Here is a 19,815-nt window from a genome sequence, read left to right as displayed (position 1 = left end):
TTTATTTTGAATCCATAATGAGCGTGACCGGTCCGGAGTTTGTAAGCTGTACATCCATCATTGCTCCAAACGTTCCGGTCTCCACTTTGATTCCTTTTTCACGAAGCAGGTCATTCCATTTTTCATAAAGACCTAAAGCTTTATCAGGTTTGGCCGCGTTCATGTAGTTCGGCCGGCGCCCTTTTTTCGTATCTCCATAAAGCGTAAACTGTGAGACGGATAAAATCTCTCCTCCTATATCTACAAGAGACAGATTCATTTTTCCTTCACTGTCATCGAAAATACGGAGATTGACAACTTTATCGGCTAAATAAACTGCATCATCTTCTGTATCATCATGAGTGATGCCGACCAGCACCATGAGGCCTTGTCCAATTTGGCCGACGACCTCTTCGTCCACTGTAACGCTTGCTTCTGTTACTCGCTGAACAACTAATCTCATTTTCTAACCCCTTTAGTTCATGACGCGGCGCACAGAGTAGATATCTCTAATCTGTTTAATACGCTCGACGACTTTGTGCAAGTGATTGATATTCTGGATAAAAATCGCCATATGGATGGTTGCCACTTTATTGCGATCCGATTTGCCAGAGACAGATGAAATATTGGTTTTCGTTTCATTCACTGCCTGGAGTACCTCGTTCAGCAATCCGCGGCGGTCATACCCAAGAATCTCTATCTCAACATTGTATTCCTTGCGCTTTTGAACCTGTGACTCATGTTCCCACTCTACCGGTATCAGCCGCTCTTGGGCTTCATTCGTTTTGACATTCGGACAGTCTTCGCGATGGACCGAAACCCCTCTGCCTTTTGTGATAAAGCCGACAATATCATCACCTGGCACAGGATTGCAGCATTTTGATAAACGGACAAGGAGGTTGTCGATGCCCTTGACACGAACGCCAGCTTCCCGTTTTCTTCCTTGCGGATATGGCTTAGGTTCCCCAGTAACTTCCTGAACGATCTTTTCCTGTTCTTCCTGATCGCGCTGCTTTCTCTCTTTTTCTGTTAGGCGGTTCGCCACCTGCAGAGCTGTGATGCCGTTGTAACCGACCGCCGCGTACATATCCTCTTCATTTGAGAAATTAAATTTGTCAGCAACCTTTTGAATATTCTCCGGCGTTAAAACATCCTTCAATTCAAAATCCAGGTTTTTAATTTCTTTTTCGACCAGTTCACGGCCTTTTTCGACATTTTCTTCACGCCGCTGTTTCTTAAAGAATTGACGGATCTTATGCTTCGCTTGGGATGTTTGGGCAAGCTTCACCCAATCCTGGCTCGGGCCGTAGGAATGCTTAGAGGTGAGAATTTCAACGATATCACCTGTCCGAAGCTTATGGTCAAGCGTAACCATTTTTCCGTTTACTTTGGCACCGATTGTTTTATTGCCGATTTCAGAGTGAATCCGGTAAGAAAAATCAATCGGAACAGAACCTGACGGAAGCTCGATCACATCTCCTTTTGGGGTAAAGACATACACCATATCAGAGAACAAATCAATTTTGAGCGATTCCATAAATTCTTCTGCATCTGTCGATTCATTTTGAAATTCTAAAATTTCACGGAACCAAGAAAGCTTTTTCTCAAAGGTTGCACCTTCAGTGGCTGCTTTCCCTTCTTTATAAGCCCAGTGAGCCGCAACCCCGTATTCCGCTATTTCATGCATTTCAAAGGTGCGGATCTGCACTTCAAGCGGATCACCTTTAGGCCCAATAACCGTTGTATGAAGCGATTGATACATATTCGGCTTCGGCATTGCGATATAATCTTTGAATCTGCCGGGCATCGGTTTCCAGCATGTGTGAATGATGCCAAGCACCGCGTAGCAATCCTTTATGCTATTCACAAGAATACGGACAGCCAGCAAATCGTAAATTTCATTGAATTGCTTATTTTGCAGCACCATTTTTCGATAAATGCTGTAAATATGTTTCGGGCGTCCCGAGAAGTCAGCCTTGATATTTACTTCTTCGACACGTTTCTTCACTTCATTGACAACCTCATCGACATAAAGCTCACGTTCCGCACGTTTCTTCTTCATGAGGTTGACAATTCTGTAATATTGCTGAGGGTTCAAATAACGGAGCGCCGTATCTTCCAATTCCCACTTAATTTTTGAAATCCCGAGACGATGCGCCAAAGGAGCAAAAATTTCCAGCGTTTCATTGGAGATTCTCCGCTGTTTTTCCTGAGGCAGATGTTTCAGTGTCCGCATATTGTGAAGACGATCCGCCAGCTTGATCAATATGACCCTGATATCTTGAGCCATAGCGACAAACATTTTGCGATGATTTTCCGCCTGCTGTTCCTCTTGAGATTTATATTTAATTTTGCCGAGTTTCGTTACGCCGTCTACAAGCATTGCCACTTCTTCGGAAAATGCTTCTTTCAGGTCATCGAGCGTCACATCTGTATCTTCCACGACATCGTGCAAAAATCCGCCCGCGATTGTGGAAGGGTCCATTTCAAGATCAACGAGAATCCCCGCAACCTGAATCGGATGAATAATATATGGCTCGCCCGATTTGCGGTATTGCTCGCGATGAGCATCTTCAGCGTACAGATATGCTTTTTCGACAAATGCGATATGCTCATCAGATAGATAGCTGCGCGCTTTATCTATAACTTGCTCGGCAGTCAATACTTGTTCGTTCGCCATGGAATCACCTTTTTTAAAATGTAAACTGTATTGTAGTTTATTATCAAGAAAAAAACGAAAGATGTAAAGAGCAGAAGTTCAAATAGCCAAATATTATATAAAATAAATGCAAAACAATAGGAAAAAAGCACCCTGACATGGAGTGCTTTTTCGTTATGCGGTTATCCTTAGTATTTCATCAATGTTAAGATGTCGTAATTTTCCAGCTTATTTCTGCCGTCAAGGTAAGAAAGCTCGATTAAGAAAGCGATACCAGCAACAACGCCGCCAAGTTCTTCAACAAGTTTGATTGTCGCTTCAATTGTGCCGCCTGTCGCAAGCAGGTCATCTGTAATAAGCACACGCTGACCAGGCTTAATCGCATCTTTGTGGATCGTTAATACGTCTTTTCCGTATTCCAAGCCATAATCCACTTTGATTACTTCACGAGGCAACTTGCCTTCTTTGCGGACCGGCGCAAAACCTACGCCAAGCGCGTAAGCAACGGGACAGCCGATAATAAAGCCGCGTGCTTCAGGGCCAACGACCAAATCAATTTGCTTTTCTTTCGCATATTCAACAATTTGATCTGTGGCATAGCGGTATACATCGCCTTTATCCATCAGTGTCGTAATATCTTTAAATTGCACGCCCTCTTTCGGGTAATCCGGTACAATTGTTACGTATTGTTTTAAATCCATCTGTTTTATGTCCTCCTCGTACTTTCATAAGCCTCTGAATCTTGTTTCATCAGCTTATTCAGCCATTCCTTCAGCTCTTCAGCAGAAGAATAATTCAGCTTTTGATCCAGTTCCATCAGCTGCTGTTTCGCCTGATATGTTTGTGAGTCTGTTAAGTCGCGTTTCTTTGCTCCGCTCACAACAGACAGCACACCATTCTCTATTTTAACAAAACCGAGATCAAAAAACACCTTTGTCATGAAATTGATTGTTTCAACGGACCATCCTTTATGTTTTGCAAGCTCTGAACCGTGTTTTTTCACGTCAAAAGCGCCTCTTTTCAGCAAGAACGCATAATACCATTTAAAGTGGTCTCTTGCGGGAAAAGTTGATAAGAAGTGGTCCTCATGATTAAGAAAAATAAAATATATCCGCTCAGGCGCTTTGCCCTCCAGCAAACGTGCGAGCATGTCCAGCGAAGGCGGCGGATCCAGTAATACAATATATGCACCATCGAGGTCAAACGCCTTTGCTTGATCTTTAGAACTGATGACGTGCACTTCTCGGCGAAGGTCTTCAGTTTGAAGTAATGTTGTTGAGTCTTCTTTGAAAGAGACAATGGCCCGTTTAGCAGATGGAAGGGCGGAAACTGTGTCTTCCCACGTCCGTTTTCCCCTTAAATCAAACAGCTGCCATTCAGAAACAGCGGCATCCTTTATCATAAGCTGCGGCTTTTTTCGATTGTTCCATTCGTTGATTGACATCTCACCGACAATGGAAATTCTTGAACCCGGTACGATGCCTTCTTCAAGCTCGCCTTTATTAAAACCAACGCAATCAAGCTGGGACGACTCGTTTCTGATCGTCATTTTGACATGAGTTTTATTTGCCCCTATCTTGCGGACATCTTCCAGTACTGCGTTTTCTACGAGAACGTGCGGTTTCGGGTTCAGCATGCCAAAAGGAGACAGCATGTTCATTTCTGCGATGCTTTCAACTGTAATGTCTTCGACGCCGCAGACAAGGTCGACTTCCTGTACGGGAATAAAATCCTCTTCCGTAAGCGTATTGTCCGCTATTTCATTCAGCCTGCTTCGCAAATCCGGCACATCTTCGGCTTTCAGCGTCATCCCCGCAGCCATTGGATGGCCGCCGAAATGAGGAAGAATATCTCTGCATTCAGAAAGGCTCTCAAATAAATTAAATCCTCTGATGCTTCGGGCCGAACCTTTAGCGATTCCCTTTTCTTCATCAATGCCAAGAACAATGGCCGGTCGGTAGAAACGGTCCACAAGCTTTGAAGCCACAATCCCGACGACTCCCGGGTTCCATCCGGCTTTGGCCACGACAATTGCAGTTTGATCGAGCCCTTGCTGTTCAACCATTTCAATCGCTTCATCCGTCATTTTGCTGACCATTTTTTGGCGCTCTTTGTTCAGCTGGTCAATTTCTGCGGCAAGCTCTTCCGCTTCAAACGAATCCTCTGACATAAGCAAATGAACAGCGGGATCCGCCTGTTCGATTCTTCCAACGGCATTCAGCCTTGGTGCGAGCTGAAATCCGACAGTTTCTTCGTTCGCTTCTCCGATGTCTCCGCCTGACAGCTTAATCAGCTCTTTTAAGCCGAGCCGATTTGTCCGTCGAAGCCTTTCAAGTCCTAGTGTTGCAATTAATCTGTTTTCGTCATGCAGCGGGACTAGATCGGCAATGGTGCCGATAGCCGCCAGGTCAAGCAGTTCATCAGGAAGTTCACCCAATAAAGCGTGGGCAAGCTTAAACGCGACTCCAACCCCGGCAAGCTCCTTAAACGGGTAAGTGCAGCCAGGCTGCTTCGGGTGGACGATCGTATGGACATCTGGAAGCTCCGGTCCCGGTTCATGATGATCGGTAATGATGACATCCAGTCCAAGTTCCTTTGCCACCTTCGCTTCATGCACAGCGGCAATTCCTGTATCAACCGTAATGATCAAAGAGAAGCCCCGTTCTTTAATCGAACGAAACGCCTGTTCATTAGGTCCATATCCTTCTTTAAAACGGTCAGGTATATAAAAATCAACTTGAGCCGACAGTTTTTGCAGCGTGTGAAGCATAACTGACGTACTTGTAACCCCATCGGCGTCATAATCGCCATATATCATAATCTTTTCTTGTTGTGAAATCGACTGTTTTATTCGATCTGCCGCTTCTTTCATGCCTTTCATTTCAAAAGGATCATAAAAATCGGCATCCTTTGTATGTAAAAACAGCCTAGCGCTTTCTGCCGTATCAAAGCCTCTTTTTACAAGCAGGGACGCAACAAGAGGTGTTATATGCAATTGTTCTGTGAGTGATTTGACCTTATCCTGATCTGGTCGCTGGATTTCCCATCGCATTTTTGACGCTAACATAAATTCACCCCTCAACCACCCTATTATACTAGAGCAGGCTGAGGGGTTTCAAATAATATTCGAAAACTAGTCTTTTTTCTCAATCATGGCTGATGCATCCTGTGTGTCAGTCTGATCAGCAAGATGAGTATCCTCTTGTTTATGTATTGCCGTTCTATTTTCTTTCCGCAAGATTTTTATTTCCCGCTTCAATTTCATTACCTGAAAAATGCCGACAGAAAATACGATCAGCGCTCCCATTAAAACTGAGCCCAAAATAACAAGAATGAGCGGCCATTCTGATCTTCCAAACAGGTAATCAACTTCTACGGATCGAACATTAATGACTGCGAAAATAGCGACAATTAAGGTGAAAATAAGTGCGAAAATAATGGTCCATTGTTTATTCATTCTCTTTTCCCCCAAACTTCTTATTGAGGTAACTTTCCCCATCAAGACTGGTTTTAAACATGGCTTAACACTAGGTTAAGCCCCCTTTGCTGTTAATTTTTCCCGGATCAGCCTCTTCAGTCCGGTTCCCTCACCGGAAATCACAAGTGTATCGCCTTCGTCAATGACTGTTTCAGAGCTCGGATTCAGTTGTTTATCCTGATTCTTCTTAATAATTGCAATGACCGTCACATGATATTCCTGACCCACATTCAACTCACCAATCGTCTGATGAATAGCAGGCGCTCCCGCCTCTGCTTTACACCACTCTATAATCAAATCATCAAGGGCTGACTCGACCTGTTCTAATGCTTTCGGTTTATAGGCCATTCCGCCAAGAATTGCAGACATTTGCCTTGCTTCAGCGTCATCAAACTGCACGGAGGCAACACATTCCTCATGGTCGTTTTCGTCAAAATAGTAAAGCTCTCTCCGTCCGTCATGATGAATGATAATTGAAATTTTATCACGGTTTCTAGTAATCATTTCAACTTTTTGTCCTATGCCCGGCAGCTCTGATTCGCGAACCCTCATATATAAACCCTCCTACATATCTGAAAACCAGTCATAAACACTTTTAACACCATATATATGTTTAAATGTAAGCGTATGTCATTATAGCAAATGTCTATTTTAAGTTCAATGAAACTTCAAAAAACAGGCTGCCCTGCAGAGGACAGCCTGATATTTTTTATTGCGCCGAATCTTTTTTCAGTTCTCTTCCTTTCCATGCAAGCCAAATTTGTGCGGCAATGTATAGAGAAGAATAAACGCCTGTTAACAGCCCGACCAATAAAGCAATTGAGAAGTTAGTAATAGAAGATGCTCCAAAGATCAGCAATGTCACAACAACAATCACAACAGTTAATACAGTGTTAATTGAACGTGTAAAGGTTTGCTGCAGGCTCAGGTTTACTATATGGTTCAGATCGGCAAATGTTTTCGGCTTACGCTTTTTCATATGCTCGCGGACCCTGTCAAATGTAACGATTGTATCGTTAATGGAATACCCGATTATCGTCAAGATGGCCGCGATGAACGTAACATCTACCTCAAGCCTTGTAATACTGAAGAACGTGACGATAAAGAATGCGTCATATAGCAATGAAGCGATGGCAGCAATCGCCATTTTGTATTCGAATCGGATTGAAACGTAAATAATGATGCCAATAGAAGCTATAGCAACTGCGTACAGCGCATTTCTTGCCAGCTCCTTACCGACTGTCGGTGAAACTGTGCTGACATTTGGCTCTGATCCGTATTTGTCTTTAAAATACGTTTTTACTTTTGCTATGGTTTCTTTATCTGGCACCCCGACAAAACGGGCAACACCGATATTGCTCTTTTCGCCTGACAGAACTACAGTATCAGGGTCCATACCCAGAGATTCAAAATCCTTCTCAACTTGCTCTGTCGTCAGCTTATGGTCGCTTTGTACTTCAATCCGTGCACCGCTAGCAAAGTCAATGCCAAGATTCAGCCTGAACACAAGCAGGATAATAATCCCGGCAACCGTGACTGCACTGGAGAAAATAAAGAAGTATTTGCGTTTGCTCGTGAAATCCCATTTTTGGAATGGCGTATGCGGCTCTGTATTTTCATCCGTATCCTGAATATCCATGATATGTTTCTTATTGACACCAAACCAGCCTTTTTTCCGATCAAGCCATCTGCTTTCCACAAGGAGAGCGAGGAGAAATCTCGATAAGAAAACGGCAGTGATAAAGCTTGTCAAAATCGATAGGATCAGCATTGTCGCAAACCCTTTAACAGAGCTTGTCCCAAAGATAAAGAGCACAACCGCTGCAATAATGGTTGTAATATTCGCATCAAAAATCGTCGCAAATGACCGTCTGTTTCCTGAACGGAAGGCAGAGCGGACTGACTTTCCTAGCTTGAGCTCTTCTTTAATCCGCTCATAGGTAATAATGTTGGCGTCAACAGCCATCCCGACACCTAAAATGAGAGCGGCAATTCCCGGAAGCGTGAGTACGGCATTCATCCAGTCAAAGATCTGGAGTGTAATGTAGATATAAACAGATAGCGTAATCACCGCGATTAATCCCGGCAGACGGTAATAGAAAAGCATAAATAAGAAAATAATTGCAATACCGACAATACCGGCAAACACCGTATCATGGAGAGCCTGCTGGCCGAATTGTGCGCCTACTGATGTCGAATACTTTTCAGTCAGTTTCACAGGAAGTGCGCCTGCGTTTAAAATGCTGGCTAAATCTTTTGCTTCTTGAGCTGTGAAATGACCTTCAATTTTTACATCAGTTGTATTTAGCTCCTGACTTACATTTGGAGCGGATACAAATTTAGGATGCTCTTTTTGAACTTCTTTCTTAAAGGAATCACCTTTATCATAATCCAGCCAAATGACAAGCTGGTTGTTTGGCGCCATTTTCATGACCTTCTTGGTCACTTCACCAAATTTATCAGCGTCTTTCAGCTTAATCGTGACAATTGGCTCATTTGTTGTGCTGTCATAAGTTTGTTTAGCGCCGTTTTCGACTAGATCAGCACCGTTTAACAGTTCCTTATCATTTGCATCTCTGAAAGAAAGCTGCGCTTCAGTCGCCAAAATTTCACGCGCTCTGTTTTGGTTTGTCACACCAGCGAGCTGAACGCGAATCCGGTTATTCCCTTCAATTTGGATGTTCGGTTCGCTGACACCGAGAACATTGGCCCGGCGGTTCAATGCCTCTACTGTGCTGACCAGAACGTCTTTTGTGATTTTGTCACCTTTTTTTACAGGCTGTACATCATACAGCACCTCAAATCCGCCTTGCAAATCCAATCCTAACGTAATATTGTTAGCGGCAGGCTTCGTAAAGTAGCCCAAGCCCGTGCCGATCAATAGAACGAAAAGGAAAAACGCAATCAAGCGTCCTTTTTTCATTATGTATATCCTCCCTTAAACCTGTGCGAATCAACCTGCTATCTCAGCAGTTCTTCCAATGCTTCCTGGCCCTCTTCACTGCCCAGCCAATTAGACGTTTTAAATGACTCAACGGTTGCATAGTTCATAAATTCGCCAATTTTCACTGATAAAATATCACTCGCCAGTTCATAAATGTTCAGTTCCGTTTTCTTTTTCCACTTCTTATCTGTTAAGTATGACCACAAACTTTCGAGTTCAACATCATCATACCCGAGAATCTTAAACTCTTCCAGTTTGCTGTAAAGAAACGGCCTGACGTGGTCTTTATATAGATCGGCTGGATGCTTCTCCACGAATTCCACGCTCCTTTTTTATTGTTTTTCAAGAAGACTTGTCATGCTTGGACGATATATACGCATATCTTTATTGTATATGATTCCAGGTAGTTTGAGAAGGCAGGGGGTAAAAATGGCGAAACAGACGTTTTTAAAGGGCACTCTTATCCTTATCGCAGCAGGAATGGTTACAAGAATGCTCGGGTTTGTCAACCGGGTGGTTATCGCCCGTTTTATCGGTGAAGAAGGAGTCGGGCTTTACATGATGGCAGCGCCCACCTTCTTCTTGGCCACTACATTAACTCAATTCGGTCTGCCGGTCGCGATCAGCAAGCTAGTCGCTGAAGCTAGTGCGCGCGGAGATCATCAAAAAACGAAAAATATTTTAGTCATGTCTCTGACCATTACGGGAGTGCTCAGCCTCATCTTTACACCGCTGTTTCTGTTTTTCGCCCCGGTTATGGCTGAAACGATGCTGACAGATAAGCGAACACTGTATCCGCTCTTGGCCATTACGCCGGTTGTGCCGATTATTGCTATATCGAGTGTGCTGAGGGGATACTTTCAAGGAAAACAAAATATGAACCCGCTTGCTATGTCACAAGTCCTTGAACAGGTTGTCCGCATTTCACTCGTGGCTGTCTGCACAACGATTTTTCTCCCTTACGGAATTGAATATGCTGCAGCGGGGGCAATGCTATCCTCAGTGGCAGGGGAGCTGGCATCACTTCTTTATTTATTCGTTTGCTTTAAGTATAAAAAGACAATTAAAATCAGAAAGCATTTTTTCCAGTCAATTAAAAACGGAAAACAAACCTTTACCCAATTAATGAGCGTGTCACTTCCAACAACCGGGAGCCGCTTTATCGGAAACCTCTCTTGGTTTTTCGAGCCAATCGTCGTCGCTCAAAGCCTTGCCATCGCCGGTGTGGCAACAGTTGCCGCAACAAAGCAATACGGGGAACTGACCGGCTTTGCCATGACGCTGCTGACTCTGCCCAGCTTTATTACATATTCTTTGTCGACCGCGCTTGTTCCTGCGATCAGTGAAGGAATGGAGCAGAAAAAATTGCAGGTGGTGGAATACCGCTTGGAACAGGCGATGCGTCTCTGTCTGCTCAGCGGAGGCATTTCAGTTGTTATTTTATTTGTATTTGCAGATGAGCTGATGAGAGTGATGTACGGTTCCTCAGGCGCAGCTGTATTTATAAAAGTAATGGCCCCATTTTTTCTGCTTTATTATTTCCAAGGCCCGCTTCAAGCTGTGCTGCAGGCGCTTAATTTGGCTGGAGCTGCGATGATGAACAGCTTAATCGGAGCGCTTGTCAAAACAGGCCTTATTTTTGTCCTTGCCACAAGGCCTTCTCTTGGCATTATGGGCGCGGCATTAGCCATTGTGACAGGCATGGTGCTCGTCACGCTATTGCACGCAGCAACCGTAAGCAAAGTGCTGCCGATCAGCATCAAAATCAAGGAGTATGCGCTCAGCTTCGCTGTTATTGTAATTTGCGGATTTATCAGCTCCGCCATCAAACAATATATAAGCTTTGGAGCATCTGAGGCTGTCAATCTAGCCGGATGGATTGCGGTGAGCGCCGCCATTTATATAATCCTCCTGCTCGTTTTCCGTTTAATTAAAAAAGATGAGCTTCGCCGCATTCCCATTATCGGACGTCTAATCGTCCGATAACGGTTACGGGCGGTGCCCATCTTTTTCATCAATAAATAATTCTCCGTCTGTAAACGAGCAAAAAGAAATATCTGAAGGGTTTGTGTATCCGTGTTTTTGCAAACTTTCGAGCAGCCATTTTTTATCTTTACTGATTCTGGACAGGTTTTCTGTTTGAATGAAGCCGTCTATAATGAGCGGCATTTCGAGCTGTCGATGCTCTCCGCTGTTTTCTTTCTTAACAATAGTCAGTTTGCCCGACGGCTCTAAAATAGCAAATGATACGTCAGCTACTCTGTCGATGCTATTTTCTCTGAGCTGAACCATTAAATCATCAAAATTATAACGCTGTGATTTCATGGCGTCTTCGTCAATTTTTCCATATTTGATAATTATGGTCGGCTTACCGTCAAGAAGCTGGCGGACTTTTCGGTTTTTTAAAGAAAAGTATGCCAAAGTCACTTGAATGATCATTAATACAAGCATTGGCAAAATGGTATGAAATAGATGATCGTCTACGTTTTCTATGGCTAAAACGGCAATTTCAGCCATCATGATAAAGACAACGAGATCTAATATACTAAGCTCTCCGATCTCCCGCTTGCCCATGAGACGAAAAATGATCAATATCACAAAATACAATACGACTGTGCGAAACGCAATAGTGAGAAGCTCTTCCATCATGCACCTCCAACTCATTATAGGTTGCAACAAAATGATCAATTTATGTAAGAAAAACCGATTGCATTTCACAAAGCTTTTACGTCTAATTCATGGGATAAGGGAATACATTTTTACAAAGACGAGCCATCAGCATGTCTGACGGCTTTGTGCAAAAAGAACAGAAGCCTTTTAATACAGGCAGAAAGGAGACAATCATGGAGGAGACGAAACAAGTTGGAAAAGGCATTCTTTACGGCTTAATCGCCATATTTGCAGCCATGCTCCTGACAAGTTTGACGGTTTCACTTTTATTGACCGCAACCTCGCTGGAAGAATCATCATTTAACTGGCTGATCACAGCTATCTCATTTCTCTCTTTATTTATCGGCGGGTTCATTTCAGGCGGGAAAGGCAAGGAAAGAGGCTGGATGATTGGAGCATTGACTGCCTTAAGTTTTTCTCTGATTATCTTATTGTTTCAGTATTTAGGATTCGGAAAGACATTTACAGCAGAACAGCTGATCTTCCATCTGGGATTTTTAGGGGTGTGCATGCTGGGCGGGATTTTCGGCGTGAATATGAGGGGAAACAGGTCTTCCACATAAAAAAGAGCGGGCTCACTTGCCCGCTCTTTTTTGTTTGCTATGTATAGCTCCTGCTGTTATTCAGCAGCAGAAACTTCTCTGATCGCGCGGCGGTCGAACGTAAGACGTGTGTTATCACCAGTCTTAATTACGACTTTGCTTTCGTCGATAGAGTCAACAGTACCGTGCAATCCCCCGATTGTCACTACTGAATCGCCTTTTTTCAGTTCCTCTTGCATTTGGCGTACAGCCTTTTGCTGCTTTTGCTGAGGACGAATCAGCAAGAAGTAAAGGACCGCAAACATTAAAATAATAGGAACCAATGTACCTAAAGTGCCAGTCATCATTTTCACCCCTTTCTGTAAGCCTGTTATGTTTATTTAGAAGCTTTTCGCATTTGGCTTGTTATAGCCGTAACGCTCAAAGAACTCTTCTCTGAAATCACCCAGACGATCCTCGCGAATAGCCTGTCTTACCTGCTCCATTAAGTGTAACAGAAAATGAAGGTTATGGTAAGTTGTTAATCGAAGGCCGAATGTTTCATTGCAGCGAATCAAGTGCCTAATGTACGCGCGAGTGTAGTTTTTACATGTATAGCAATCACACTCTTCATCAATCGGACGGAAGTCTCTTTCAAATTTCGCATTTTTCATATTGAGTCGTCCTTCAGCAGTAAACACTGTGCCGTTTCTTGCAATCCGTGTAGGCAGCACACAGTCAAACATATCGACCCCGCGGATCGCTCCGTCGATCAGTGCATCCGGAGAACCTACTCCCATCAGATATCTCGGTTTATCCTTCGGCAAGAGCGGTGTTGTAAATTCGAGTACACGGTTCATGACATCCTTCGGTTCACCTACAGACAATCCGCCTATAGCATATCCCGGAAAATCAAGGGAAATCAAGTCCTTCGCACTTTGTGTCCGCAGATCTTCATATTCTCCGCCTTGTACAATACCAAACAGCCCTTGTTCATCCTGACGATTGTGGGCATTCAGGCAACGTTCCGCCCAACGGCTTGTCCGTTCAACTGACCTCTTCATGTAGTCGTACTCCGCCGGGTATGGCGGGCATTCATCAAACGCCATCATAATATCAGAGCCGAGTGCGTTTTGGATCTCCATCGCTTTTTCCGGAGATAAAAACAGCTTGTCTCCATTTAGATGATTGCGGAAATGGACACCCTCTTCCTCTATATTACGAAACTTGCTTAAAGAAAAGACCTGAAAACCGCCTGAATCGGTTAAAATTGCGCGGTCCCAGTTCATAAATTTATGGAGCCCGCCCGCTTCTTTGACAATGTCTTGGCCCGGACGAAGCCATAGATGATAAGTGTTGCTCAAAATGATGCCTGCATCCATTGCTTTCAGCTCTTCAGGCGACATTGTTTTGACTGTCGCCAGTGTGCCGACCGGCATAAAAACCGGCGTTTCGAAGGAGCCGTGAGGCGTATGCACTTTGCCCAGCCGCGCTCCTGTTTGTTTGCATTCTTTTATAAATTCATAGCGTATTGGTTGTTCAGCCACTTTTGATGAGGCCTCCTGTTCTCAAATTATATAATCAGCATCGCGTCTCCGAAGCTGAAGAAACGGTATTCCTCTTCCACTGCATGGTTATAGGCACGCAGAATGTTTTCTCTTCCAGCAAGCGCGCTGACCAGCATAATCAATGACGATTTCGGCAAATGGAAGTTTGTAATCATTCCGTCAATGGCTTTAAATTCATAGCCCGGATAAATAAAAATAGATGTCCAGCCGCTTGATGCTTTAAATTCCCCGTCATGTTCCCCGGCAATCGTCTCAAGCGTGCGTGTCGAGGTCGTGCCGACAGAAATGATTCTGCCGCCATTTTCTCTTACTTTGTTTAAGGCTGCAGCCGTTTCTTCTGACATTTGATAAAACTCTGCATGCATATTATGCTCTTCCACTTCATCGGCACTCACAGGGCGAAACGTTCCAAGGCCTACGTGGAGTGTGATGAACTCAATTTGCACGCCTTTGTCTTTCAGCTGCTGTAAGATTTCTTCCGTGAAGTGAAGGCCAGCTGTAGGCGCAGCAGCAGAGCCGATTTCTTTTGAATACACTGTCTGGTAGCGCTCTTTGTCATCAAGCTGTTCTTTGATATATGGAGGGAGCGGCATCTCTCCAAGGGATTCGAGCACCTCGTAGAAAATACCGTCATATTGAAATTCCATCTTTCTGCCGCCGTGCTCAAGCTCTTCCGTGCAGATTGCCTTCAATCTTCCGTCTCCAAATGTGACAACAGTTCCTTTTTTCACCCGTTTCGCCGGTTTGGCAAGTGTTTCCCATTTATCACCGGTTTCCTGTTTCAACAAAAGAAGTTCCACTTTCGCGCCGGTATCCTCTTTTGTGCCGAATAACCGCGCAGGCAGCACCCGGGTATTGTTCAGGACAAGACAATCGCCTTCGTTAAAGAAGCTGATAATGTGTTTAAACGAGCTGTCAGTAAGCTCTCCTGTATGTTTATCGAGCACCATCAGCCTTGAAGCATCACGCTGCTCCAACGGTACTTGTGCAATTAAACGTTCTGGTAGTTCAAAATCAAATAAATCGACTTTCATGATGATTTCACCTTTATTCTAGTCTTTTGTTATTTCATTCTGCCAAAAAGATTAAGCAAAATTGATAATACCACACTTATAATAATACAAATGACAACCGGGAAGAAAAACGTGACATTTCCTTTTTTTACAAAAATATCTCCCGGCATCTTGCCGACAAAATGCAAAACTGCTCCGATAATAAGCAAAACAGCACCAAGAATCATAATGATCTTAGGAAATTCAGTCATATCGGGGAGCCTCCATTTGGAAATGATGATAAACGGCCGGTGTCACGATCCTTCCACGCGGCGTTCTTTGTATAAATCCAATTTGCAGCAGATATGGTTCATATACGTCTTCAATCGTATGCGATTCCTCGCCGATGGTAGCTGAAATCGTATCAAGGCCTACTGGGCCGCCGTTGAATTTTTCGATCATGCCCATCAGCAGCTTATGATCAATATGATCCAAACCGAGGCGGTCAACCTGAAGCCGCTCCAGCGCATTCTGAGAAATGTCTTCCGTAATCCTGCTGTCACCCAGCACTTGGGCGAAATCGCGCACCCTTCTCAGCAGGCGGTTCGCCACGCGGGGCGTCCCTCTCGATCTTCTTGCAATTTCAAGAGCCGACGGTTTATCAATCTCAACCTCGAATACATCAGCGGTTCTTGTGACAATATCCGCCAGTTCTTCTTGTGTATAGTACTCAAGGCGAGACATCACGCCGAATCTGTCTCTTAAAGGAGCCGTCAAAAGCCCCACCCTCGTCGTGGCTCCCACCAGCGTAAAAGGCGGAAGGTCGAGCCGAACCGAGCGGGCAGATGGGCCTTTGCCAATCACAATGTCCAGGCAAAAGTCTTCCATTGCAGGATAAAGCACCTCTTCGATCGATCTGTGCAGCCTATGTATTTCATCAATAAATAATACATCTCCCGGTTCCAGCGCCGTTAATATAGCAGCCAAATCACCAGGCCTTTCAATCGCAGGCCCTGATGTCGTCCGCAATTCCACTCCCATTTCATTGGCTACAATGGAAGCAAGCGTTGTTTTTCCGAGTCCGGGCGGCCCGTACAGAAGAACATGATCCAGCGTCTCCTGTCTCATTTTCGCCGCATCTATAAACACGCGCAAATTTTCTTTTACCTTATGCTGCCCGATATACTGTGCCAGATTTTGCGGCCTCAGGCTTTGCTCTATCACTGATTCATGGTTGTCTGCTTCACTTGAGACGAGCCGTTCATCCATGAACATCACCTTACTTTAATAGTTTTTGTAATGCTTTTTTCACATATTGGTCTGTTGTCAGCCCAATTTCTTCTTTAAGGTGAGGAAGCACCTTTTTGATTTCTTTTTCAGCATATCCGAGAACCCTGAGGGCTTCAAGTGCTTCTTCAAGAGCCGTTTCCGCTGTTTGCTTTTCAAGCCTTTCTTCATGATTAAACAGATTTTCAATCATTTCAGGCACAACATCTGCCAGCTTTCCTTTTAAATCTAGAATAATCTGGCGTGCGGTTTTCTTTCCTACTCCAGGAAACTTGACCAAAAAAGCTTCATCCTCATTTTCAATTGCTTGGATGACCGCTCCGGGATCACCCGAGCCCAAGATGGCAAGTGCTCCTTTCGGGCCAATTCCGGTCACGTTTAACAGCTTTGTAAAGAGCGCCTTCTCCTCTCTTGTTGAAAAACCGTAAAGCGAAAAAGCATCCTCTCTGATATGATGGTATGTAAAAATCGTTTCTTGGCTTCTCTCCTTATATATAAACGGATTCGGCGTGAAAATCTGATAGCCGATGCCGCCGTTCTCTATGACAATATATTGGGGAGATACATAATCAATCGTCCCTTTAACAAATTCAATCACGCAAATTCACCTCTTTGACTGTTCTTCATTGTACCATAAAAACAGCCAAAGTCTTATAGAAAAGTTAACATATGTTCGCTTCTCTCTCATTCTTTCACGAAAAAAAAGACATGAATACATGTCTTCAATCAGCGGACGCTACCCGCTGTATGTCTTCATATGTTCGATGACATCCTCAAACTCCGCTTTTGTCCGAAATGGAATGCCTTTCAGCAGATTTTTTTGCATATGGCTTTCCAGCCTTTCTAAATCAATTTGAAAAAAAGACTGAATTGGTTCGGAAGCTGGCTCAGGCCGCCCATGAAAAGTGGAAATCACTCCATTATCCGATACACCGATATACCCGTTGACCTTGCTGAGCGGAGAAATATCGTCCATTTGCTTCCGGAAGAGCACATATCCCTTTTTTTGTTCCACAAGCGTCCATCCGGCATAAGCTGCCCAAAAATCATCCATAGAAAACACTTTTTCATGCTTATGCTCAATGCTGACATCGCCGTCCAAATACACCTTTTCAAGCTGCACATGCACCTGCAGCGGCTCATAGTGCTCCACTTCCGCGCCAAGTGCGCGGGAAGGAGCTCCTATTAAAAATACTGCCGCTGAGCAAAGAATGCCCAGCAAAAGATACGCCGTGCTGAATCGTTTCACCCTCTACACCTCTTTGCACACGTTTATGATTAGTTTGACCAAAGAGGCTACTGCTTAACCGTTTTATCAAAATTTGTCTGCACATTTTCCCTGACAAACCGTTCCTCCGTATACACACCTGTGCTTTGCTCAGAAATTGTCAAGAATCGCGTCAGAAAGGCACTGAAAAAATACAATGCCGCAAAGATCCAAATCACGCCGCCTGCACCGAGCGGCCCAATGAAAAGACTCACGATGCCCGGCGCGATAAACGCACATAAACCAGATCCCAAATTCAACACTGACATGGCAGCACCTTTATTATCAGGTGCAAGCGTCGGCAAAAGCGCGCTTAATGGAACGTACCCTGCTAAAGCCGCGCCGTAGCAGCAGGCGATAATCATGAGCACCCAATACTGATGCCCGATCAGCTGAGGCGTGTAATACAGCGCCAGCGTAAAAATACCGCATCCGACACCGCCAAACCACATGACCGTATTGCGCCAGCCAAGTCTATCTCCGACTGCACCGAAAATGATATTAAACACAATATTCACAAAAAACAGCGTCCCCCATATTTGCAGCCATTCCGAAACCGAATACCCGTATCGTGCTAAATAAGTAGGAAGAAAGATGGCAAATCCAAATTGTCCTATCGCATTAATCGTCTTGACCACTCCGCCGATGCCTACCTTTGGGTTTTCAAACATAATCGTAAATGCCTTCGACAGTTCTTTCCATTTCGGCTGATCTTGTTTTTGTATCGGAGTAAATTTATCTTTGTTAAAAAATAAGGCAAGAATTCCGCCTGCCGCCACAAACAGTAAAGCGCTCCAAAGCGTATTGATTTCTCCAAAGGCCGGAACTGCATAGCTGGAATAGAACGGGCCGAGCACGTTAAGGCCGCACGTAAACATAAACCAAAACCAGCCGACGGCTTTGCCGAGAATATTTTGAGAGGTGCTGTATGACACCCATACGAGAAAAGAGTATGCAAACAGCGGATATCCCAAGCCTCTAAGAGCATAGCTGCCCAAGAGAGCCGGATAATACATATGAGGAATCGCCCAGCCGATAAAAGCGGCCGAACCGAGGATAAATGCAAGCAATCCGACAGTCATCGTTTTTCTCGGCCCCCAAGTTTGGACAAACGTTCCTGAAAGCCAAGCTGAGATGGTGACAGCAATGCCGTACATGGTAAATAACGATGCGGATTGCTGCATACTGAGACCATGATCAACGAGAAAAGGAGACAGCCAGCCTTGCTCGAGGCCGTCTCCAACCATAAAGATGACAACGCCAATATAACCCCAAACCATGTGAGAAGGAATTCCGATTTTGTTCAAAACATTTCCTTTAGCATGTACTGTATTCATTTTCTCCACCGCCTACTTAAAGTATCAATGGAGTATATACCCAAGCTTGCTGAATTGTAATCCTGTTAGATTAAAAAGCGATTTTTTCAGTGTGCTCAATGCTGACAGGCATGCCAAAAGCAAGCGATTGCTGTGCTGCTCTGGCGATCCTTCCGGCCTGTAAACCGTCATTGCCGGTGCAGGGAGTCTCCTGGTTTGTGCCGATCGCTTCTGCAAAACGGAGAATCTCCTCCTCATATGCATCCTTATAGCGTTCAAGGAAAAAGAAATGCGGTTTATCCTTCATCACAAAATCAGCTGTTGACACCTCAACCGTTGTCGGCCTGCTATTGTCAGCCGCTGCAGAGCCTTTCGTCCCGAAAACCTCAACCCGCTGGTCATATCCGTACACAGCTTGGCGGCTGTTATCAATCACAGCCATGGCACCGTTTTCAAAAGTCAGTGTAATAACAGCTGTATCAATATCACCCAGCTCCGCAAAAGAAGGATTCACCAAAGCCGCCCCTTTGGCATACACTTCCGTCACTTCGCTTCCCATAATATATCTGGCCATATCAAAATCATGGATCGACATATCCATAAACAATCCGCCTGACGTACGGACATAATCTATATTCGGGGGTTCTGGGTCCCGGGACGTGATTCTTAATAAATGAGGTGTACCGATTTCACCATTTTCAACAATCGTTTTGATTTTCTTAAAATGAGGATCAAAGCGGCGGTTAAATCCGACTTGAAGTGTTACCCCGTGTTTCCGGACAGCCGCAAGCGCTTCACTCGTTTCGTCCAGAGAGAAACTAACGGGCTTCTCACAAAATATATGCTTTTTCGCCTCGGCTGCTTCTTTGATCATCTGTGCATGTACGGCTGTAGGAGAGCAAATAAAAATAGCATCAATATCAGGATCATGTAATAAATCACGATAATCAGAGGTTATGTATTCAATCTGATTACTGTCGGCCCAGCTTTTTATACGGCTTGCCTGAATGTCAGAGACTGCTTTTATTTTCATGTGAGGAATCCGGCTTATATTTTGAACATGAAGTTTGCCGATGCGGCCTGCACCGATAATCCCTGTCACAATCTGTTTTGTCATGGCTTCTTCCCCCTTGA

20 protein-coding genes are annotated in these 19,815 nt (G+C 44.4%); 2 read left to right on the top strand and 18 right to left on the bottom strand.

What is annotated here, in order from left to right; translation table 11 throughout:
- Position 1 precedes the first annotated feature (1 nt).
- From dtd to comN, 8 genes are all read right to left on the bottom strand, one after another.
- On the bottom strand, positions 2 to 442 hold the full coding sequence (gene dtd / locus ACQVGT_RS07230; protein WP_015384244.1) for a D-aminoacyl-tRNA deacylase: 441 nt from the start codon (positions 440 to 442) through the stop codon (positions 2 to 4).
- A gap of 12 nt (positions 443 to 454) precedes the next feature.
- Complete coding sequence (gene relA, locus ACQVGT_RS07225; RefSeq protein WP_015483507.1) at positions 455 to 2,659, bottom strand: GTP diphosphokinase; 2,205 nt, start codon at positions 2,657 to 2,659, stop codon at positions 455 to 457.
- Between the two features lie 167 nt (positions 2,660 to 2,826).
- Positions 2,827 to 3,339, bottom strand: coding sequence for an adenine phosphoribosyltransferase (locus ACQVGT_RS07220; RefSeq protein WP_015384246.1), 513 nt, complete (start codon positions 3,337 to 3,339; stop codon positions 2,827 to 2,829).
- Positions 3,340 to 3,344: 5 nt separating this feature from the next.
- Positions 3,345 to 5,705 carry a single-stranded-DNA-specific exonuclease RecJ gene (gene recJ / locus ACQVGT_RS07215; RefSeq protein WP_015483508.1) on the bottom strand — a complete coding sequence of 787 codons (2,361 nt, stop codon included), beginning with the start codon at positions 5,703 to 5,705 and terminating at the stop codon, positions 3,345 to 3,347.
- A gap of 66 nt (positions 5,706 to 5,771) precedes the next feature.
- On the bottom strand, positions 5,772 to 6,095 hold the full coding sequence (locus ACQVGT_RS07210; RefSeq protein WP_015384248.1) for a LapA family protein: 324 nt from the start codon (positions 6,093 to 6,095) through the stop codon (positions 5,772 to 5,774).
- A 75-nt stretch (positions 6,096 to 6,170) separates the two neighbouring features.
- Entirely contained in the window at positions 6,171 to 6,668 is a 498-nt protein-coding gene (locus tag ACQVGT_RS07205) for a cation:proton antiporter regulatory subunit (protein ID WP_015384249.1), read from the bottom strand.
- A gap of 157 nt (positions 6,669 to 6,825) precedes the next feature.
- A complete protein-coding gene (gene secDF, locus ACQVGT_RS07200; protein WP_015251564.1) occupies positions 6,826 to 9,039 on the bottom strand; it encodes a protein translocase subunit SecDF in 2,214 nt (737 codons plus the stop codon).
- A 38-nt stretch (positions 9,040 to 9,077) separates the two neighbouring features.
- On the bottom strand, positions 9,078 to 9,374 hold the full coding sequence (gene comN / locus ACQVGT_RS07195; RefSeq protein WP_003229735.1) for a post-transcriptional regulator ComN: 297 nt from the start codon (positions 9,372 to 9,374) through the stop codon (positions 9,078 to 9,080).
- A gap of 115 nt (positions 9,375 to 9,489) precedes the next feature.
- Between comN and spoVB the strand changes: the two genes are divergently transcribed.
- Positions 9,490 to 11,046 carry a stage V sporulation protein B gene (spoVB, locus tag ACQVGT_RS07190; RefSeq protein WP_015251562.1) on the top strand — a complete coding sequence of 519 codons (1,557 nt, stop codon included), beginning with the start codon at positions 9,490 to 9,492 and terminating at the stop codon, positions 11,044 to 11,046.
- Positions 11,047 to 11,049: 3 nt separating this feature from the next.
- Here spoVB and ACQVGT_RS07185 read toward each other — a convergent pair whose 3' ends face one another.
- Positions 11,050 to 11,706 carry a DUF421 domain-containing protein gene (locus tag ACQVGT_RS07185; RefSeq protein ID WP_015483509.1) on the bottom strand — a complete coding sequence of 219 codons (657 nt, stop codon included), beginning with the start codon at positions 11,704 to 11,706 and terminating at the stop codon, positions 11,050 to 11,052.
- A gap of 197 nt (positions 11,707 to 11,903) precedes the next feature.
- Between ACQVGT_RS07185 and ACQVGT_RS07180 the strand changes: the two genes are divergently transcribed.
- Positions 11,904 to 12,293, top strand: a complete 390-nt coding sequence (locus ACQVGT_RS07180) for a TIGR04086 family membrane protein (protein WP_015483510.1) — start codon at positions 11,904 to 11,906, stop codon at positions 12,291 to 12,293.
- 56 nt (positions 12,294 to 12,349) lie between these two features.
- On the opposite strand, the gene yajC is transcribed toward ACQVGT_RS07180, so the two are convergent.
- The 9 genes from yajC to iolG form a co-directional block, all read right to left on the bottom strand.
- Positions 12,350 to 12,616 (bottom strand): preprotein translocase subunit YajC, encoded by a 267-nt coding sequence (gene yajC, locus ACQVGT_RS07175; protein WP_004398708.1) that lies wholly within the window; start codon positions 12,614 to 12,616, stop codon positions 12,350 to 12,352.
- Between the two features lie 36 nt (positions 12,617 to 12,652).
- Complete coding sequence (tgt, locus tag ACQVGT_RS07170) at positions 12,653 to 13,798, bottom strand: tRNA guanosine(34) transglycosylase Tgt (RefSeq protein WP_003229725.1); 1,146 nt, start codon at positions 13,796 to 13,798, stop codon at positions 12,653 to 12,655.
- A gap of 26 nt (positions 13,799 to 13,824) precedes the next feature.
- Positions 13,825 to 14,853, bottom strand: coding sequence for a tRNA preQ1(34) S-adenosylmethionine ribosyltransferase-isomerase QueA (queA, locus tag ACQVGT_RS07165; protein WP_015483511.1), 1,029 nt, complete (start codon positions 14,851 to 14,853; stop codon positions 13,825 to 13,827).
- 29 nt (positions 14,854 to 14,882) lie between these two features.
- Positions 14,883 to 15,083 carry a DUF2905 domain-containing protein gene (locus tag ACQVGT_RS07160; RefSeq protein ID WP_015384252.1) on the bottom strand — a complete coding sequence of 67 codons (201 nt, stop codon included), beginning with the start codon at positions 15,081 to 15,083 and terminating at the stop codon, positions 14,883 to 14,885.
- On the bottom strand, positions 15,076 to 16,080 hold the full coding sequence (gene ruvB, locus ACQVGT_RS07155; protein WP_003229718.1) for a Holliday junction branch migration DNA helicase RuvB: 1,005 nt from the start codon (positions 16,078 to 16,080) through the stop codon (positions 15,076 to 15,078). Before ruvB ends, ACQVGT_RS07160 begins: the two co-directional genes overlap by 8 nt.
- A gap of 10 nt (positions 16,081 to 16,090) precedes the next feature.
- A complete protein-coding gene (ruvA, locus tag ACQVGT_RS07150) occupies positions 16,091 to 16,696 on the bottom strand; it encodes a Holliday junction branch migration protein RuvA (protein WP_003229717.1) in 606 nt (201 codons plus the stop codon).
- 138 nt (positions 16,697 to 16,834) lie between these two features.
- Positions 16,835 to 17,347 (bottom strand): sporulation cell-cell signaling protein BofC, encoded by a 513-nt coding sequence (gene bofC / locus ACQVGT_RS07145; protein WP_003229715.1) that lies wholly within the window; start codon positions 17,345 to 17,347, stop codon positions 16,835 to 16,837.
- 47 nt (positions 17,348 to 17,394) lie between these two features.
- On the bottom strand, positions 17,395 to 18,702 hold the full coding sequence (locus tag ACQVGT_RS07140) for an MFS transporter (RefSeq protein ID WP_015483512.1): 1,308 nt from the start codon (positions 18,700 to 18,702) through the stop codon (positions 17,395 to 17,397).
- A gap of 70 nt (positions 18,703 to 18,772) precedes the next feature.
- Entirely contained in the window at positions 18,773 to 19,798 is a 1,026-nt protein-coding gene (iolG, locus tag ACQVGT_RS07135; RefSeq protein WP_015483513.1) for an inositol 2-dehydrogenase, read from the bottom strand.
- Positions 19,799 to 19,815 lie beyond the last annotated feature (17 nt).

It is taken from the genome of Bacillus sp. SCT118, from assembly GCF_058566435.1.
This window is presented reverse-complemented; position numbering and strand designations above follow the sequence as displayed.

Bases quoted from the DNA above. Each gene is read 5' to 3' on its own strand.
- dtd (WP_015384244.1), bottom strand. From the start codon at position 442: ATGAGATTAGTTGTTCAGCGAGTAACAGAAGCAAGCGTTACAGTGGAC.
- relA (WP_015483507.1), bottom strand. From the start codon at position 2,659: ATGGCGAACGAACAAGTATTGACTGCCGAGCAAGTTATAGATAAAGCG.
- ACQVGT_RS07220 (WP_015384246.1), bottom strand. From the start codon at position 3,339: ATGGATTTAAAACAATACGTAACAATTGTACCGGATTACCCGAAAGAG.
- recJ (WP_015483508.1), bottom strand. From the start codon at position 5,705: ATGTTAGCGTCAAAAATGCGATGGGAAATCCAGCGACCAGATCAGGAT.
- ACQVGT_RS07210 (WP_015384248.1), bottom strand. From the start codon at position 6,095: ATGAATAAACAATGGACCATTATTTTCGCACTTATTTTCACCTTAATT.
- ACQVGT_RS07205 (WP_015384249.1), bottom strand. From the start codon at position 6,668: ATGAGGGTTCGCGAATCAGAGCTGCCGGGCATAGGACAAAAAGTTGAA.
- secDF (WP_015251564.1), bottom strand. From the start codon at position 9,039: ATGAAAAAAGGACGCTTGATTGCGTTTTTCCTTTTCGTTCTATTGATC.
- spoVB (WP_015251562.1), top strand. From the start codon at position 9,490: ATGGCGAAACAGACGTTTTTAAAGGGCACTCTTATCCTTATCGCAGCA.
- ACQVGT_RS07185 (WP_015483509.1), bottom strand. From the start codon at position 11,706: ATGGAAGAGCTTCTCACTATTGCGTTTCGCACAGTCGTATTGTATTTT.
- ACQVGT_RS07180 (WP_015483510.1), top strand. From the start codon at position 11,904: ATGGAGGAGACGAAACAAGTTGGAAAAGGCATTCTTTACGGCTTAATC.
- yajC (WP_004398708.1), bottom strand. From the start codon at position 12,616: ATGACTGGCACTTTAGGTACATTGGTTCCTATTATTTTAATGTTTGCG.
- queA (WP_015483511.1), bottom strand. From the start codon at position 14,853: ATGAAAGTCGATTTATTTGATTTTGAACTACCAGAACGTTTAATTGCA.
- ACQVGT_RS07160 (WP_015384252.1), bottom strand. From the start codon at position 15,083: ATGACTGAATTTCCTAAGATCATTATGATTCTTGGTGCTGTTTTGCTT.
- ruvB (WP_003229718.1), bottom strand. From the start codon at position 16,080: ATGGATGAACGGCTCGTCTCAAGTGAAGCAGACAACCATGAATCAGTG.
- ACQVGT_RS07140 (WP_015483512.1), bottom strand. From the start codon at position 18,702: ATGAATACAGTACATGCTAAAGGAAATGTTTTGAACAAAATCGGAATT.
- iolG (WP_015483513.1), bottom strand. From the start codon at position 19,798: ATGACAAAACAGATTGTGACAGGGATTATCGGTGCAGGCCGCATCGGC.